Annotated in this window: 12 protein-coding genes and 2 pseudogenes; 8 read left to right on the top strand and 6 right to left on the bottom strand. The window is 45.7% G+C overall.

Annotation, left to right across the window (positions count from 1 at the left end):
* The first annotated feature begins 87 nt into the window (after nt 1-87).
* Complete coding sequence (locus tag ST37_RS07205; RefSeq protein ID WP_084884998.1) at nt 88-1,002, top strand: putative sulfate exporter family transporter; 915 nt, start codon at nt 88-90, stop codon at nt 1,000-1,002.
* A 72-nt stretch (nt 1,003-1,074) separates the two neighbouring features.
* Here ST37_RS07205 and ST37_RS07200 read toward each other — a convergent pair whose 3' ends face one another.
* Together ST37_RS07200 and ST37_RS07195 are read right to left on the bottom strand one after the other, a co-directional pair.
* A complete protein-coding gene (locus tag ST37_RS07200; RefSeq protein ID WP_084884997.1) occupies nt 1,075-2,874 on the bottom strand; it encodes a sodium:proton antiporter in 1,800 nt (599 codons plus the stop codon).
* Nucleotides 2,875-2,994: 120 nt separating this feature from the next.
* A complete protein-coding gene (locus ST37_RS07195) occupies nt 2,995-4,239 on the bottom strand; it encodes a hypothetical protein (protein ID WP_084884995.1) in 1,245 nt (414 codons plus the stop codon).
* Nucleotides 4,240-4,560: 321 nt separating this feature from the next.
* On the opposite strand from ST37_RS07195, the pseudogene ST37_RS20225 reads away from it, so the two are divergent.
* The 5 genes and pseudogenes from ST37_RS20225 to ST37_RS07170 form a co-directional block, all read left to right on the top strand.
* Nucleotides 4,561-6,303 (top strand): annotated as a pseudogene (locus tag ST37_RS20225) (discoidin domain-containing protein); the annotation flags it as partial.
* 123 nt (nt 6,304-6,426) lie between these two features.
* Nucleotides 6,427-7,293, top strand: a pseudogene (locus ST37_RS07185) (polysaccharide lyase family 7 protein); the annotation flags it as partial.
* 356 nt (nt 7,294-7,649) lie between these two features.
* Nucleotides 7,650-7,835, top strand: coding sequence for a hypothetical protein (locus ST37_RS07180; RefSeq protein WP_084884994.1), 186 nt, complete (start codon nt 7,650-7,652; stop codon nt 7,833-7,835).
* A 382-nt stretch (nt 7,836-8,217) separates the two neighbouring features.
* A complete protein-coding gene (locus ST37_RS07175) occupies nt 8,218-9,507 on the top strand; it encodes a DEAD/DEAH box helicase (RefSeq protein ID WP_084884992.1) in 1,290 nt (429 codons plus the stop codon).
* Between the two features lie 69 nt (nt 9,508-9,576).
* The gene (locus ST37_RS07170; RefSeq protein WP_084884990.1) at nt 9,577-9,768 is read left to right on the top strand and encodes a YwbE family protein; all 192 of its coding nucleotides are present in this window, start codon (nt 9,577-9,579) and stop codon (nt 9,766-9,768) included.
* Between the two features lie 16 nt (nt 9,769-9,784).
* Here ST37_RS07170 and ST37_RS07165 read toward each other — a convergent pair whose 3' ends face one another.
* Nucleotides 9,785-10,501 (bottom strand): head GIN domain-containing protein, encoded by a 717-nt coding sequence (locus ST37_RS07165; RefSeq protein ID WP_084884989.1) that lies wholly within the window; start codon nt 10,499-10,501, stop codon nt 9,785-9,787.
* 283 nt (nt 10,502-10,784) lie between these two features.
* On the bottom strand, nt 10,785-10,964 hold the full coding sequence (locus tag ST37_RS07160) for a hypothetical protein (protein ID WP_084884987.1): 180 nt from the start codon (nt 10,962-10,964) through the stop codon (nt 10,785-10,787).
* Between the two features lie 268 nt (nt 10,965-11,232).
* Between ST37_RS07160 and ST37_RS07155 the strand changes: the two genes are divergently transcribed.
* The gene (locus ST37_RS07155; protein WP_084884986.1) at nt 11,233-12,201 is read left to right on the top strand and encodes an aldo/keto reductase; all 969 of its coding nucleotides are present in this window, start codon (nt 11,233-11,235) and stop codon (nt 12,199-12,201) included.
* Here ST37_RS07155 and ST37_RS07150 read toward each other — a convergent pair.
* Complete coding sequence (locus ST37_RS07150) at nt 12,190-13,008, bottom strand: nucleotidyltransferase domain-containing protein (protein ID WP_084884984.1); 819 nt, start codon at nt 13,006-13,008, stop codon at nt 12,190-12,192. The two genes, ST37_RS07155 and ST37_RS07150, sit on opposite strands and share 12 nt — an antisense overlap.
* Before the next feature lie 226 nt (nt 13,009-13,234).
* On the opposite strand from ST37_RS07150, the gene ST37_RS07145 reads away from it, so the two are divergent.
* Entirely contained in the window at nt 13,235-13,579 is a 345-nt protein-coding gene (locus tag ST37_RS07145; RefSeq protein ID WP_084884983.1) for a DUF2750 domain-containing protein, read from the top strand.
* 78 nt (nt 13,580-13,657) lie between these two features.
* Here ST37_RS07145 and ST37_RS07140 read toward each other — a convergent pair whose 3' ends face one another.
* Nucleotides 13,658-16,516 carry an FAD-binding and (Fe-S)-binding domain-containing protein gene (locus ST37_RS07140; protein WP_084884981.1) on the bottom strand — a complete coding sequence of 953 codons (2,859 nt, stop codon included), beginning with the start codon at nt 16,514-16,516 and terminating at the stop codon, nt 13,658-13,660.
* Nucleotides 16,517-16,568 lie beyond the last annotated feature (52 nt).

The raw sequence follows: 16,568 nt of genomic DNA, 5'->3' as shown, positions 1-16,568 counted from the left end.
TATAAACATCGAATACAAGTATTATGGCAATGTATCAACACAAACCGACATATTTTCTCAACAAGACGCGTCATAAAAGGTCACTTTATGAATAAAAAATGGGTATTTATTGCAACTGGACTGCTCTGTTTGACCCCATGGGTCACATCGCCTATTGCGCTTATACTCGGATTTGCTCTTTCTACGTCAGGCATGGTGCCTAAAGAATTTGCCGTGGAAAAGTGGACTAAGAAATTGTTGGCGTACTCTATTGTGGGTTTAGGTTTTGGTATCCATTTACAAGAGGCTTTGCAAGTTACTGGCGATGGTCTGGGACTGATTGTAACGTCAATATTTTTTACCCTAGCCATGGGGATGTTGCTCGCCAAACTGTTTAATTTTGACAAAGAGACCAGCTATTTAGTGTCTGCGGGTACGGCGATTTGTGGTGGCAGTGCTATTGCAGCAGTTGCTCCAGCGATTCGCGCGAAAGATCAGTCTATTGGCTTGGCACTGGCCACCGTTTTTGTTCTTAACTCTATTGCCCTGTTTGTTTTTCCTGTGATTGGGCACGCGCTAAACTTGGATCAAAACACCTTTGGTATGTGGGCGGCTATCGCGATACACGATACATCATCGGTTGTTGGCGCGGCATCGGCGTATGGCGAAGAAGCGCTAAAAGTCGCCACCACGTTAAAGCTGTCTAGAGCGTTATGGATTATTCCTGTGGCGCTTATCAGTACCTTTATCTTTCGCAGTGGCTCAAGAAAAATCTCCATTCCTTACTTCATCTTTTTCTACTGTGCGGCCATATTATTTAGCGATCTGTTGCCTCAATTTGATGCTGTATATAACGTAATTTTTAGTATCGCAAAGCAACTCATGATTGTGTGCTTGTTCTTAATTGGTAGTGCCATTTCGGTTGAAAAAATTCGCACCGCAGGTGCAAAGCCTATGATTTTGGGTGTCATTCTTTGGGTGATGGTGTCAGTGGGCTCACTACTTTGGCTGCTCTACTTGTAAGTCATTGTAGGAAAAATGTATCTCTGCCTAGTAGCTAAAGCATTCTTTTCGCTACTAGGCAAATTGTTCGAGTTAGGATTTAGTGTCACTCACTTTGACCAATGACACCACTGTTTCACCCGATACAGGCGGCTTGGTGTTGATGTCATTGACCATTTGGATTCGGTTTTTGCTGTTCACTATAAACAAAGGCACGACTGCGTTAGCTTTGTTGGTGTCTGTGTAGTCTTCATATGTGTAGCTGTCGCTAATTTTGGTGTGTTTTACTTCTGCACCTTGGCTGATCAGACTGGCCAGTTTTTTGTAGCTAGTATTACCTGCAAATAACGGCGTTCCGGCGCTGCCTTCACTTAATAGGTGTTTATCAAAGTCATTATCGCTGGCGGTATCGTGGAGGCTAAAGACTTTTCTTTGACCAAATTCGGCCACATACTGCATGCTGGCTACAGCGTTAAAGTGTTTGTCGGGGGTTAGAGCAACAACATGCCCAATCCCGATAAGATCTAAGTACTCTTCTGCATGGCTTGAGGTTGGATTTCCGTAGTAGTTCTCCAAGCCAGCCATCCGCGCTGCCGAAATATAGTCCCAGTTAGAGTCGCTCATCACCACGCGGCAATCATACTTTTGAATCGCCTGTCCAAGTTTAATCGCTACATCGTTGGCGCCCACAATTAAAAATCCTCGCGGAGACGGTTCTGCTACTTGTAATGCACGTGCCATAGGGCGAGCAGTCGCGCTTTGCAGCACCACTGTACCGATAATCACCATGAAAATCAGCGGAACAAGAAGCTGAGCGCCTTCCACACCTAGGTTGGTGAGTTTAATCGCAAATAGAGAAGAGACGGACGCTGCGACAATGCCTCGTGGAGCAACCCAAGCTAGAAAGCCCTTCTCGTTGAAAGTGAGGTTGCTGCGCAGCGTAGCAACAAATATTGATAGGGGGCGAGACAATAGCTGGATCACCACAAACAGCCCAATCGCACCCATGCCCAAGGTTTCAAAATCGCTTATTTGAATTCGCGCAGCCAGCAAGATAAACAAGCCGGTTATGAATACGATGGTGAGGTTTTCTTTAAAGTGCAATATGTGGGAGATATTGACGCCTTTTGCGTTAGCAAGCCACATTCCCATTACTGTTACGGTTAGAAGCCCCGATTCATCTTCTAGTGAATTAGAGAATGCAAACACGGCCAATAGAATGGTTAATACCGCAAAGGGCTGTAGGTACTCTGGCAGCCAGCGGCGACGAATAAGCGTTGCAACAAGAACCCCCGAACCCACCCCAAGCACAAATCCAATCAACACAATGGCAGCAAAGACTTGCAAACTGTGGGTTTCGCTTTGCGATACAATAAACTCGTATACCATCACTACAAACAGCGCGCCAAGGGGATCAATTAGGATCCCTTCCCAACGCAATATGTTGGCAAGCTTGCTAGTGGGTCTTACCGTTCGCAGCAGCGGCACAATAACCGTAGGGCCAGTAACCACCGTCAAACTACCAAACAGTAGTGACAGTGACCAATCAAAGCCGATTAAATAATAACAAGCAACACTGGTCACGGCCCAAGACACCAACGCTCCAATGGTGATGATGCTCCAGACGGTGTTGCTCACCCCTTTAATCTGGTTAAAATTTAGCGTGAGGCTTCCTTCAAATAAGATCACCGCAACCGCCAAGGAAATTAACGGAAATAGCAGTGGGCCTAATAGCGCTTCGGGATCCAGCACACCAGTAATAGGCCCCGCGACAATACCAGCAATGAGCAGAAACAGTATCGCAGGCAAGCGTACTTGCCAAGCGACCCACTGACACACTAACCCAATAACCCCAACACCCGCCAAACTTAAGGCGATATGCTCACCAGCCATAGTCTTATTTCCTTGGTTTCAATCTATTGTGTATAGCAGTGTTTTTCACGCAATGAGAAAAAATGAGTAAATAAATGAACACCTTGGGTTTTGTTTCTCTTAGTTGCGACGAAAATTTAGCTATTCAAGTCGACGGCAAAACTGCTTTGGGTTATTGGAGGTACTTATCCTGATTAAGTCATTGGATAAGAATTCAATGTTAACCTCATGGGTATCGTTGGATTGATTGTATTCAACATATTCATTGATGAGTGATTCTAGTACTGGCTCATAATGTGCCACGTCTAGTGTTGTGACCGTTTGAGTGATGGCCGAATCGCTGTATGTCCATTTTCCCTCAAGCGTTATATCAATGGGTAGGGTCTGCTGATTGTTAGAGTCCAATACAATGGCATGCGAATGCACTTGTAGTGCGCCGTTAGCATGGTAAGTGATCGTATATTTGTCATAAAGGGGGGCGATGTGGTCAATGCACTGCCAGGTCGAATTGTTCAAGCGTTGTTGGTTCTCTGAGTCTGACTCGATGTACTGTTTGGCCTGCTCAACTAACACTGGGTTATTCCACTGCGGAGCGAATGCAATCTTATCGCGAATAAAATGAGCGTAATTGGCCATCTGCTGCGCATTGTTGGCATCTTCACTTCCGCACGCTTCTTTGCCGTAAAAGATATTGGGCGAAGAATACGCGGGTAACATGTCGAAAAAACCAATGTGTGAATAGACAAGTGTTCCCATACCGCCACATCGCGTGCCATGAGCGTACTTTGCACTACTTAGTAATTCGATTTGAGTCGGGCCATTGTCGTCGAAAGCGTATTTAGGCTCATGATTGGCCATGGAAAGGTGTGCCAGTTCATGTTCAAACACATACATTTCCCAGTCGGCATGAAGCACAAAGAACTGTCCGTACAAGAGTGGCGATGTATACCCCAAAACACCATGATCGGATTCGTGCAATAAAACGCCGTAATATCGGTTTGGCTCAGAGATGTATTGAAGCTGTTTGTGTAATGGAACAGCTTTAAATAGTTGATCGTGAAGAATGACTTCGTCACTAAGCGGTTCATAGTCGGGAATGTCGACAACCATGACGTCGCCTAAGGCACGTTTTACTGGCACACACGAATTTTTGAGAGTGACATTTCCCATTCTAATGTCGCGCTCAAATTTTTCGGTCAATACCTCCAATCCCGTGTTCTTTGCAGCTGCTTGCTCAACGTACAAATCAATTGTGGTGGTCACAATAGGCGATACGTCGCACATAGGCAGCTCAAGCTTTTTTGGCTCAGGTGTGTTTAACACAGGAATCGCTGCAAGGCCAAGGCAGACAACGACAAGAATGAATGTCGGGGTTATTTTCAACATTATCAATAAGATACAGCAGTTAAAAGTGTGGCTAGTGTAACCAAGTTTTGCAGCGCGTTATGTGTCACAACTAGGAAAATTTCCACAAAATCTCAGGTGGTTTTCGCCGCTTTTGTGACCAGCTTGGAGAAACTCGGCAAAAGATTCGGGATATTCAGCAATCGATTAGATTTGTAATACAAGATGATGTAATAATTTGTAAGCACAAGGAAGTAGACTAAGGTTTTGGCGATTAACACCGTTAATTGCTCTGTTTTGGTCACTATTAGCGTCTATTTCTTAACTTGCATACTATTAAAATAATACAAGTGGATACCTACGATGAAACAAAATTGGATAAAACATGTACTGAGTGCATCGGTTATTGCGGCATTGAGCAGCGGTGTTGCGCTGGCTCAAGTGGTTACGCCCGCACCCGCCTCTGTGACCAGTAGCGAACACGATGGTAATGGTCCTGAGCGTGCATTGGATGGTGATTTTAAAACTCGCTGGTCTGCAAATGGGGAAGGCTCTTGGATGGTGTTTGACTACACCAAACCCACCACCTTTAGCGCGGTAAAAGTGGCGCTGCACAAAGGTGACGAGCGTACGACCTCTTTTGGCATCGCAGTAAGTGACGATGGCGAAAACTGGACCACAGTGATTGAAAAAGTAACCAGTTCTGGCACGACTCTAGGACTCGAACGTTTTGATTTTGAGCCTGTTACAGCGAAGTACATTAAATTTACCGGTTTTGGCAACTCATCTAGCGCTTGGAACAGCGTGACAGAATTTATTGGAGTGAACTGCGCTATTGATAGCTGCGATCCATCAGAAATCCCTCCTCAGCCCATTCTTGTCCCAGTGGCAGTGGAGTCCAGCGAACATGATGGCAATGGTCCTGATCGTTTAATAGATAACGATGTGAAAACTCGATGGTCTGCTAATGGCGATGGCTCTTGGGCCATTTTAGATTATGGTGATGTATATCCGTTTGATGCCGTACGCGCAGCATTTCATAAAGGGGATGAGCGTGCGACGTCTTTTGATATTGAAGTCAGTGTTGATGGCAATACTTGGACACCGGTACTCACAGGTGCGAAAAGCTCTGGTGGCGTCACCAGTTTCGAGCGCTTTGAGTTTGATACGGTTGACGCTCGCTACATCAAATACATCGGACATGGAAACAGCTCAAACACTTGGAATAGTGTGACCGAATTGGCTGCGCTCAACTGCGAAATCAATCAGTGTCCGGTCGAGCACATCATCACCGAAGAAGTATTAGCGGCTGCCAAACTTGCCGCGGATAAGAAAAAGTACCAGATAAAACATCTTGGAAAAGCGACCACACTGGATGATTGGAAGATCACTTTACCAATCACCTACAAAGCACATTTTGGTGACAACGTCGAAAAAGATGGCGCAGCAGAAATCTTGCCATCTGAATGCAGCTTAGATGGCAGCTCATTTAATGCAGATGTGAAGAACCCGTATTTTTGGGTAGACAACAAAGGCTGGCACTTCAAAACGCCTCTAGAAGGTGGAGCAACTACGCCAAACGCAACCTATATTCGAACAGAGTTACGTGAGCTTGGTAATGGCTGGAAACCGTGTGACTCCATGAGCGGTGCAAACTGGGCACATGGTGGCACCCATACCCTAACCGCGACGCTAACGCTCGATCAAATCCCTGAAACGCCGCTTAAAAAAGACGGTAAGTCTAAGTCTGATCCAAAGGTTGTCCTTGGCCAAATTCACGCTAAAGACATCAGTGCCGCAACGGTTAAGTTACTATGGGAGGGTAAAGAAAAACCTGTTCGAGTGATTCTGAATAAGAATACAGAGAAAAGCGCGTTTTCGGTGAAACTGGGCAAAATCGACGATCCAAGTAAGCCTTGGAGCTACATGATCAGAATGACGGACGATGGCATCGTTCTTAAAGCTGGTGGTGTTGAGAAGTCTCTGAAATTTGGTGAAGAGCTAGATAACGTGTGGAAAGACGAAACGTTCTACTTTAAAGCTGGATTGTACCCACAAATATACAAAAACTCTGGCGGTGCGTTTGAAGCAACGTTCTCTAAGCTGAGTATCGAACATACTAAACGCGATGGTGACTTTGGTGTGCATGTACCGCTAATCTGTAACCCTGAGGTATCAGACTGTAGCTGTGTTGAGCAGGATCCTAATTGCCAATGGTGGGAAGTGCCACTTCCAAGCCCAACAATTCCTGCAAAACCTGTTGCCGGTAATACTCCTGGAGAGAACTTTGACCTGACAGGTTGGTACGTCTCTTTACCATTTGATCATGACAAGAATGGCAAACCAGACGATGTTTTTGAATGGCACTTAGCCCAAGGTTATGAGCATCCAGAGCTGTTCTACACCGGTGAAGATGGTGGTTTGGTGATGAAGTCTTACATCAAGGGTGTAAGAACTTCTCAGAATACCAAGTATGTTCGTACTGAACTGCGTGAAATGAACCGCCGAGGTGACCGCTCTGTTGAGCTTAAAGGTGTAAACAAAAACAACTGGGTATTTAGTTCAGCACCTATTGAAGACCAAAAAGCAGCGGCGGGTGTTGATGGTGTATTAGAAGCGACTCTAAAGATCGACCACACAACGACGACAGGTGAGCCAAACCAAGTAGGACGCTTTATCATTGGTCAAATCCACGACCAAGATGATGAGCCCGTACGTCTTTACTACCGTAAGTTACCGGATCGCGATACTGGAACCGTTTACTTTGCTCATGAAAACACGCGTGAAGGCTCTGATACATTCTACGAGTTGGTGGGTAGCATGAACGGTATCACCGACGATGGAATCGCATTGGGTGAAGTATTTAGTTATCGCATCGAAGTGGTTGGCAATACGTTAACTGTGACGGTGATGCGCGATGGCAAGCCAGATGCGGTGCAAGTGGTGGACATGAGTGAGAGTGGCTATGACGTTGGTGGTAAGTACATGTACTTCAAAGCCGGTGTATACAACCAAAACAACTCAGGTGATCCAGATGACTATGCTCAGGTGACTTTCTATAAACTTGAGAAGTCGCATGGGAGTTACCAAGAGTAATCTCAATCGGTAAGCTGCAAAGTTTGCAATGACTTTGCTATCCACTAATGCAAAACGCACTCTTTTTAAGGGTGCGTTTTTGTCTTTCTAAGACGTACAGGATGGTCGTTAATCGAATAGGTTGTTAGTCATTTCGACGCACAAAACCTATTTCATTGCCATGCGATGTGCGATGCGATGAGTGTTGTGGACTTTTTATGGAGTAAATAACCTAAAATTCTGTCTACAGCTTCAATATTCTATCTTTTTTGATAAATATTTAGCTGGTTTTTTAGGCAGAAGCCGCATGAAACCGAGACAATGGCGAGGCAATAAAAAATCACTATTGTCTTTACCCGCAGGGTATGGGAGCTGTTATGAAATATAACAAACTTGGTCACGTCATGTCGTTCAGTCGATTATTCTCATTTGTCGCGTTTTTGACGGCAACATTTGCATGGATATTAAGCATGAATGGGCTATTCGCCGTAGCGGCTGTGGCGCTTGTTGTGAGCGCAACGCTTTACATCAAAAACAGATTTGCACAATCACGCACCACTTAATCTAGACATACGCCAGTAAAAGAGTGCTTCGGTGCTCTTTAAGCATAGTGGGTGAGTAAGATATCGACGACTTTCTGAGTTGGAATGCGCGTTGCGCGTATTTGCGACTCAATTGATCTCGACGCTTTCAAAATGCGGATTTTCAACGCAGATCTTAAGCAGAAATATATCCTCCAACACGATCAGCGATTCTAGATTGTTTGTGCGGATCTATATGCACTCTTGCCTTGCATCATTTCTGGCTTTTTGTACAGCGCGCTGTTTACGTAGTTACCTTGGTATTGATTGGCGCCGCGGGTTGCAGCGCTGATCTTTTACTATTTAACCCCGGTCAAATACGCTAACATGCGCACCAATAATTGAGTCTGAGCATGTTATCACTATGACTACCCCAAATGTACCGCTGCACTTTTCTGAGTTAGCCCTTGATCCCGAGCTTTTGGCTCGTTTAACAGAGTTGGGTTACGACACGCCCACGCCAATTCAATCACAGGTTATTCCAAGTGTACTTGAAGGGCGAGATCTGATTGCAGGGGCAAATACGGGTTCGGGAAAAACCGCCGCATTTGCGCTACCTTTGCTGCAATCACTGTCTGATAATCGTGGCCAACTGGTCAAAAATGCTAACAAAGGCAACGAGGTGTCGGCGCTGATTTTGGTACCCACTCGTGAATTGGCGAAGCAGGTAGCGGACAGCATTAAATCGTATGCGGCGCACTACAATGGCGCAATTAAAACAGTGTGTGTGTTCGGTGGTGTATCGGTTAATACCCAGATGATGGCGCTACGCGGTGGTACAGACATTTTGGTGGCAACACCAGGACGACTGCTTGATTTAATGTCGAGCAATGCCGTCAAACTCAACAAGGTTAAAACCTTGGTTCTGGACGAAGCTGACCGCATGTTGAGCCTTGGTTTTACCGACGAACTGACCCAGCTGTTGGATAGCCTTCCAAAACAAAAGCAAACGCTGCTGTTCTCTGCAACATTTCCTGAGCAGGTACAATCGCTAACGCAGCACCTATTGACCGATCCTGTCGAAGTACAGCTGCAAAGTGACGATGAAAGCACCGTTGTTCAACGTGTATTTAATGTCAATAAAGGCGAGAAGACAGCCGTGCTTGCCCACCTAATTAAGCAGCACAAATGGCGACAAGCGCTGGTTTTTGTCAACGCCAAAAATCATTGTGAACATCTAGCCGACAAACTCTATAAGCGTGGAATTGAAGCTGACGTGTTCCATGGGGACAAAGGGCAAAACTACCGTAGTCGCATTATGGATGAGTTTAAGTCAGGTGACATCGAAGTGTTGATCGCTACAGACATCGCCGCGCGAGGAATCGACATCGAGAAACTTCCGGTTGTGATCAACTTTGATTTACCTCGTAGCCCCTCCGATTATATGCACCGTATAGGTCGAAGCGGCCGAGCGGGTGAAGTGGGACTGGCGATCAGCTTGATTGACTACGAAGACTTTCACCACTTTAAAGTGATTGAGAAGAAAAATAAGATCCGTCTAGATCGTGAACAAGTAAAGGGATTTGAGGTGGATGAGTCTATTACTCAAAAGATGATTGACGCCAACAAGCCAACAGCCAAACCTGCGGGTACGGGCAAGAAAAAACGTAAGAAACAGCAGCAAGCTGATAGCGATGTGTGGCTAAAAAAATAACGTCATTATCTCGAGGTGCAAAGACTCATTTGTACCTCGACGTGACTACGATAGAGTTTGGAGACGATCATGAGTGGAACACGCAGAGCGGATATACACCGCGGTTTAGAAGTAAACATTGTGCTAAAGAAAGATCAACGTAGTGGCGCACTGACGCAAGGTATCGTGAAAGATATTCTAACCAACTCGCCAAACCATCCTCACGGTATCAAGGTGAGGCTGGAAAGCGGCGATGTTGGCCGAGTGAAAGAGATCCTATAGCGGGGTCAGAGTCGATTTACTCTGACCCCATTGATTTGACGCTGGCTGAGCCGGAAGTTTTGATGCTGAGCATGGTTGAGCCTTGGTAGGTTATGCTCCCACTGCCACTAATGGCTCCGTCTAGCTTTTCTACTTGGCCCAGCTTTACGGTGCCAGAGCCTGAGATCGACACCTTAGCGTGTTTCACGTTTAGGTTGGAAAGATCTAAGTTGCCACTTCCAGAAATATCTATATCTAGTGTCTCAACGCTTCCTGTTGCTTTAAAGCCACCCGAGCCGCTTACACTTACTTCAAACGTGTCACCTTCAATTGACTCGAGTTCTATAGACCCCGATCCTGATATGCTCGATGCTAGATCGCCAGTCACTTTTCCATTTATCGCAACTCGACTTGATCCGCTAATGTTGAGGTCGTTAAGCTCTTGCAGCCCCAGTTCAAGCTTTACCTTATCCGTACCGGAAATCGAGCGTTCACTTTTGATGGTTAGACGGTCCATGCTGACGGACGTGGTTATGTAGGGTTGAATGTTGGCATCAGTGGTAATTGCTATAGATTCCGCTTCTCCAACATTGATCGTGGCTGAATAATGTCCTCTTAAGCTCACTTCACTGAATGACTGGCTCTCAATGGCTTGTGTAACAATATCGCCATTTCCGCGAACGCCAGCTGTACTGCACCCTTGAATTGCGAGCATCAGTGCTAAAACGCCAGTAATTTTGATCCACGTATTCATTAACGTTCTCTCTCAAATAGAAGTTTTTGTCATTAACCCAGTCAGCCAATACAGACGCCTAGTTAAGGGGACAATGACTCATAGTTCATTGTATTAAAGACGGTTTTATTGTCACTGTCCAACGGCGGTGTAAAAAGGTGTGGATGTGCAAACACGGTGTGAGCAGCAGATATACGGGGGGAAGGGCGATGTAAGGCACAATAAAGATCTTCTCAAGTCCAGAGTTGGCCTTAAGAGTGCGCAGAGAGCTTGCGTCGGAGCTTAGCAATGGATCGTAAGCTAATTATTCATGCTCATGGCTAAAAAATGGGTGCTCCGTTGGCTCATCTTTACCTTGCAGGTGCATCTGCTCGTCGCGTCGTTGTTTGTCGTGCATGGCGTCGATCAATTGTTTGTCTAGTCGAGCAAAATAGAGATCTTCTTCAGCTTTCCCGTGTAATCGGAGTTTCTCGGTGAAGTCCATGGTAGTCACCTCGCTGTGTTTGACTACTCCTTTGAGTATAGCTGTCATCGCGGGTTAAATTGTGAACTACTTCTAAATGGACAGTAAAAGTGACCTACAGCAATCATCTCAGTTCCGCAATTACCTCCTTTGACACTGCAGATACACCTACGATGGTCTAAAGTATTGAATTAGCAACGACTTAGGTATTGATTAACATACCTAAGTCGTTGTGCATTAGTTGTTGTATTTGTTGCGAGAATTGGATTCTGTGAAAGGGTGTTTAAGTATGGAAAACAGACGTTTTGAAGACATGGAGTTGAGTCCACTAGGATTAGGCTGCTGGGCCATTGGTGGCCCTTTTTGGGAAGGTGACAAACCACTTGGCTGGGGAGAGGTGAACGACAAAGAGTCAATTTCAGCTATCCATGCGGGGCTAGATGCAGGGATAAACCTGATTGATACGGCCAATATTTACGGTGCGGGGCACAGTGAGTATGTGGTGGGTAAAGCCATTAAACACCGCCGAGACAAAGTCATTATTTCGAGCAAATTTGGGTTTGATGCCGATGAGCAAACCAAACAAATGAAAGGTGTGTTTACACAGCCTCATGAGATTGAAGCCATGTGTGAAAACAGTCTACGCCGTTTAGGGACTGACTATCTCGACATCTATTTTTTACATTTGAATGATCATCCCATTGACGAGGTCGAACACATTCAAGCGACATTAGAAAACTTAGTCACTGCAGGAAAAATCCGTCGTTATGGGTGGAGTACCGATTTTGCCGATCGTGCTCAGCATTTTGCGCAGCAAGATAACTGCTCAGCAATTCAGTTTGAGCTTAATGTACTTAGTGACAACTCAGAGTTAGTGGCAGTATGTGAGCGCAACAATGTGGCAGGCTTTAATCGTGGTCCATTAGCCATGGGACTGCTTGGTGGTAAATACGATAACGGCGCGACATTAAGCGAATCGGACGTACGTAAAATATCACCCGATTGGATGAAGTATTTTCATGATGGTGTTCCATCGCCTGAATTGCTCAAAAAGCTTGGTTTGATTCGTGAAATACTCACCTCAAATGGTCGAACAGTGTCGCAAGGTGCGTTGGCGTGGTTATGGGCGAGAAGCCCAAATAATGTGCCTATTCCAGGCTTTAGGACGGTTGAACAATCGCTATCCAATGCCAAAGCAATGGAGTTTGGTCCGCTAACCGCTAATCAAATGGAAGAGATCGCTAGTTTATTTAAATAGGCTACTAAAAATTTGGGGGTCAGAGTCAATCGACTCTGACCCCAGCAGTTGGCTGGCGATACTGGTGATAAACGGGTGACAGGAATCGAGGCTCAATGTCGAGCCAGTTTGGGCGTTTTGTGTGAGCCAAAATATCGTATTGAGTTCTTTATGGTGTGTTGGGTAGTATGGTAAAGAGGCAAGATACATGGCGTCTAGATTGACATGCCATGTGTGGTCCTTAGGCGCTATAAGTAGGTAAGCCGCGCGCATAATTTTTTTGCACATTGATATAACCTGTTGAGAGTCTGCCGTTTGACTGAGAAACGATTGATAGGTGTCACTTAGATCTTTATTAAGGCCTACGGCGATGTCAAAACTTGGCTTGTGCCGGGCAAACTCTTTGGAAAGGTCGTGTCCCCAAAGACAGCAACAACAATGTTTGAGCCAAAATTGCCAGCGATACAACTCTGATTGTTTTACTATTTGAGAATGTTCACCGGGGTCGAAATCCAGCTTTGTGATAACGCTATGCTTAGCAGAAATAAATGTAGAAAGGTGATCGAGAGCCAGAACATCTTTTTCTGACACTTGCGATGTAAACACTACACTAATATCTAAATCCGAACGGTAGGGAGTAGCATCGCCGCGCCCGATACTGCCGTATAAATAAATGCTATGTAGTCGCTCTCCAAAAGACGCAATCAGCGAAGAGATTGTATGATTAACCACGGAATTAAACTCGGGTTGTATTTTGCTCACTGAGTAGGGATTGATAATGTAGCCTTGCTTATCAAGTCCATTGCAATTTTGTATTGGATTATCCATCTTAATATTCGGCTTTCCCTAGGAAGAGAATGTCATTTTACTCTGACCCCAACTTGGCTTGGTGCTAGTAAAAAGCGTCGGCATTCATTGGAATGAATCGATGCGTTCTACTCTATTTCAAAGTGCGGCTGAAGTGAATGGGTAATTATTGCACGTAAATTGTGGTATTTCTTTGCGAATCTGACTGCGAAGGAGTACTATCAGCGCGATCTATAAGGAGTACACTATGAGTTCTACCACCCTAAACACATTTGCAAATAAAGTCGTAAAATCCGGTCAACTGTTTCTTCTTAGTGCCGACGACGAATACTTGGTCGTAGACTCTGTTGAGTATGCCGAAACCGACGTAATGCCAATCTTCTCAAGTAAAGAAGCTGCAACAGCGCTGTGCAGCGACGACTGGGCAGAGTACCAAGTGGCTCAAATCGCCGTTGAAGACTTTTTTGAACAGTGGCTACCAGAACTAGACAAAGACGGCATCATGCTGGGAATTGATCTAGATATTGAGCTGCAAGGTGAAGAAGTTGAAGCCTTTACCTTTGGTAAAGCGCTGGCAGATCACGAAATTTAATCTGCAGTAACATAGAGTTTTCTAAAGGCACTCAACGAATCGTTGAGTGCCTTTTTTGTTTTGGACGGTTTGCAATGATTATGCACTTGCGAGTGATGATTCTACTGCAGGTTGGTTCGCGGGGGGCAATTTAGGCTTACTGACTTCATCCACCAAATACAGTAGGGACTGATAGTTGATACCGCTATGGTGGGAGAGTCCAATTTCACAACTGCGGCTGTTACTAAACCCGCGCTCACAGGACGATGGGACTTGCTCTTTTAAAGGGGCAAGTGCATTTTGATTGAGCTCGGGTGTTGAAAAACCTTTGTCACCTGCCCAACCGCAACACTCAATGTGTTCTGGAATGATCACATTGTTTGAGCAGCGATTCGCTAAAGTTAACATTGAAGAAGATAAACCCATTCGTTTGGTGCTGCAGGTGATATGCAGCATAACCGGTTCGTCGGTAGCAGAGATGTCTAAATGCTCGACCAAGTGCGCTTCTACAAATTGCATTGGTTCAAAAATGGTCAGCGGCTTAGTGCAGTTTTCTAGCATGCGTTTTACACAAGGGCTTGTATCCATCACGACAGGGTATTTGCCTTGCTGGCTGGCCTCCCACAATGCGTGCTCCAGTTGAGCCGACTTTTGATTGGCGATGCTTGGCATACCCTTACTCTCGTAGGGCATTCCACAGCACTGCCCGTTCAGATTCGAGGGTGTGATAACGGTATAGTCAGCTTTCTCGAGTAGGCTTAACATGACTTGGGGCAAAGAGCGTTGGTCTGACGCACCGTGAGATTGCCCCATGGTTCGGCTGGCGCAAGAAGGGAGATAAACCACTTTATTCGGCGCATCCATTGGTGGATTTGGCAGGGTAAAATGGTTGGCGGTGGGCATCTCTTTTATCCATTTAGGGGTACGATTTTTAGAGACTTTCCGTAATCCGTTGACGGCTTTATCCATCGCCTTGTCTCCAATTAAACGAGCAGAAATGCCATTAATGGCGAGCGCTGATTTGACGATTTTTGTGGTAGCGGAAAAATGATTGGCGCTCCATTTAGCAATGGGCGTGAACTTTTCATATTTGGCCTGACGAAGCTGTTTCACGAGGTCCCCAGTGTTGATCCCCACGGGACAGCGGTCGGCGCATAATCCAGTGGCTGCACAGGTATCAACACCTTGGTATTCGAATGTATTTTCTAACTCGTCGCTCACTTCGTTATTGGCGTGGCGGCGTTGGATCTCGCGATACATCACAATACGTTGCCGAGGGGTCAATGTAAGGCCTTTAGAGGGACATACAGCTTCACAAAATCCACATTCTATGCACTTATCGACAATAGGATCTGCTTTTGGTAGCGGCTTTAAATGTTCTAAGTGAGCGTTGTCATTATCGTTTAGGATCACGCCGGGGTTAAGGAGTTTTTCAGGATCGAGGATATGCTTGATTTGCTGCATCAATTGGTAGCCTTCTGCACCCCACTCAAGTTCGACAAAGGGCGCCATGTTTCGGCCGGTGCCATGTTCTGCCTTAAGTGAGCCTCCAAACTCTTGCCCAACCAATACCGCCACTTTTTGCATAAAGTCACCATAGCGGGCAACTTCACTTGGGTCATCGAACCCTTGGGTAAACACGAAATGGAGGTTTCCTTCCAACGCGTGGCCAAATATGATCGCTTCGTTGTAGTGGTAGTCATTAAACAGTGTTTGCAAACAGCGTACACCTTCAGCCAGTCTTTCAACAGGAAAGGCAACATCCTCGATAATAACCGTTGTGCCGACTTCGCGTACTGCACCTACCGCAGGGAACATGCCTTTACGCATACCCCATAATTGACTGACTTGCTGTTCATTTTGAGTGAAGTCGATTTGATTAACGATTATACCTTGGTCGATATGGTCGTAAACTTGAAAAATCAGTGTTTCAAGCTCTTGCTGATCACTGGCGTGCAGCTCTACAAGCAGCGCGCAATGTTCAACTGTTAGGTCGCTGAGCAAACTTGGCATGTTGGGCTTGTCTGCGACAGAACTTAACGCACGGCCATCCATCAACTCTACAGCCGCCACATTGAGGTTGGCAAGCGAAGAGACAGCATGACATGCGCTTTCAATATCGGGCATGACGATGAGTGAGCTGGCCTTTACCGGATGATCTTCCACCGTGTTATAGGTAATGTCGGCAATAAAGCCGAGCGTGCCTTCTGAGCCCACCATCAAGTGGGTCAATATGTCGATGGGGTCGGTGTAATCGACCAGTGCGTTTAGCGCATAACCGGTGGTATTTTTTAATCGATACTTGTGCACGATATGAGAAGTGAGCGATTGGTTATTAGCCACCTCTATTTGCAGCTGTTGTAGCGCTTCTAAAAGATCAAAGTGAGAATGTCTAAATCGCTCGACGCTGTCTGGATCACTGGTATCTAGGACTGTACCGTCAAAGAGTACTATGGTCATTGCGTCGACAGTGTTATAGGTATTATGAGCGGTACCGCAACACATGCCGCTGGCGTTATTCGCGGCGATGCCGCCAATTTTGCAGCTGTTGATTGAAGCAGGATCAGGGCCAATCTTTCGACCAAGCGGTGCAAGGTAGCGGTTGGCATCAGCGCCTATAACCCCGGGTTGAAGACGTATTTTTTGGCCTTGTTCGACTATCTCGTGGCTTCTCCAGTCGTCACTTAAGGTAATCAAAACGGAATCAGAAATGGCTTGTCCCGATAGACTGGTCCCTGCTGCTCTAAAGGTATAGGGGATTTTCAATTTTCGACAAAGCTGCATGGTAAAGACCACCTCATCGAGATTGCATAGTTTAACAATCAGCTTTGGAACCATCCGATAAAAACTGGCGTCGGTACCATGTGCGAAGCAGAGGTCTGGGTCGGTAATGATTCTGCTAGAGTCAACACGTGAACTTAGTAACTCAATTAATCGTTGATGGGGCATTGGCGACATAGCAAAACACTCGGCTTGTTAACATTTTGTTATATTACCTCTTTTCATTTTG

Origin of the sequence: Vibrio sp. qd031 (assembly GCF_002100145.1) — a bacterium.
GTDB lineage: Bacteria > Pseudomonadota > Gammaproteobacteria > Enterobacterales > Vibrionaceae > Vibrio.
Note: the sequence above shows the minus strand (reverse complement) of the source record. Positions and strands in the feature narration are given on the sequence as shown.

Excerpts from the sequence above, each read along its gene's own strand:
- ST37_RS07205 (WP_084884998.1), top strand. The coding sequence starts at position 88 with ATGAATAAAAAATGGGTATTTATTGCAACTGGACTGCTCTGTTTGACC.
- ST37_RS07200 (WP_084884997.1), bottom strand. The coding sequence starts at position 2,874 with ATGGCTGGTGAGCATATCGCCTTAAGTTTGGCGGGTGTTGGGGTTATT.
- ST37_RS07195 (WP_084884995.1), bottom strand. The coding sequence starts at position 4,239 with ATGTTGAAAATAACCCCGACATTCATTCTTGTCGTTGTCTGCCTTGGC.
- ST37_RS07180 (WP_084884994.1), top strand. The coding sequence starts at position 7,650 with ATGAAATATAACAAACTTGGTCACGTCATGTCGTTCAGTCGATTATTC.
- ST37_RS07175 (WP_084884992.1), top strand. The coding sequence starts at position 8,218 with ATGACTACCCCAAATGTACCGCTGCACTTTTCTGAGTTAGCCCTTGAT.
- ST37_RS07170 (WP_084884990.1), top strand. The coding sequence starts at position 9,577 with ATGAGTGGAACACGCAGAGCGGATATACACCGCGGTTTAGAAGTAAAC.
- ST37_RS07165 (WP_084884989.1), bottom strand. The coding sequence starts at position 10,501 with ATGAATACGTGGATCAAAATTACTGGCGTTTTAGCACTGATGCTCGCA.
- ST37_RS07160 (WP_084884987.1), bottom strand. The coding sequence starts at position 10,964 with ATGGACTTCACCGAGAAACTCCGATTACACGGGAAAGCTGAAGAAGAT.
- ST37_RS07155 (WP_084884986.1), top strand. The coding sequence starts at position 11,233 with ATGGAAAACAGACGTTTTGAAGACATGGAGTTGAGTCCACTAGGATTA.
- ST37_RS07150 (WP_084884984.1), bottom strand. The coding sequence starts at position 13,008 with ATGGATAATCCAATACAAAATTGCAATGGACTTGATAAGCAAGGCTAC.
- ST37_RS07145 (WP_084884983.1), top strand. The coding sequence starts at position 13,235 with ATGAGTTCTACCACCCTAAACACATTTGCAAATAAAGTCGTAAAATCC.
- ST37_RS07140 (WP_084884981.1), bottom strand. The coding sequence starts at position 16,516 with ATGTCGCCAATGCCCCATCAACGATTAATTGAGTTACTAAGTTCACGT.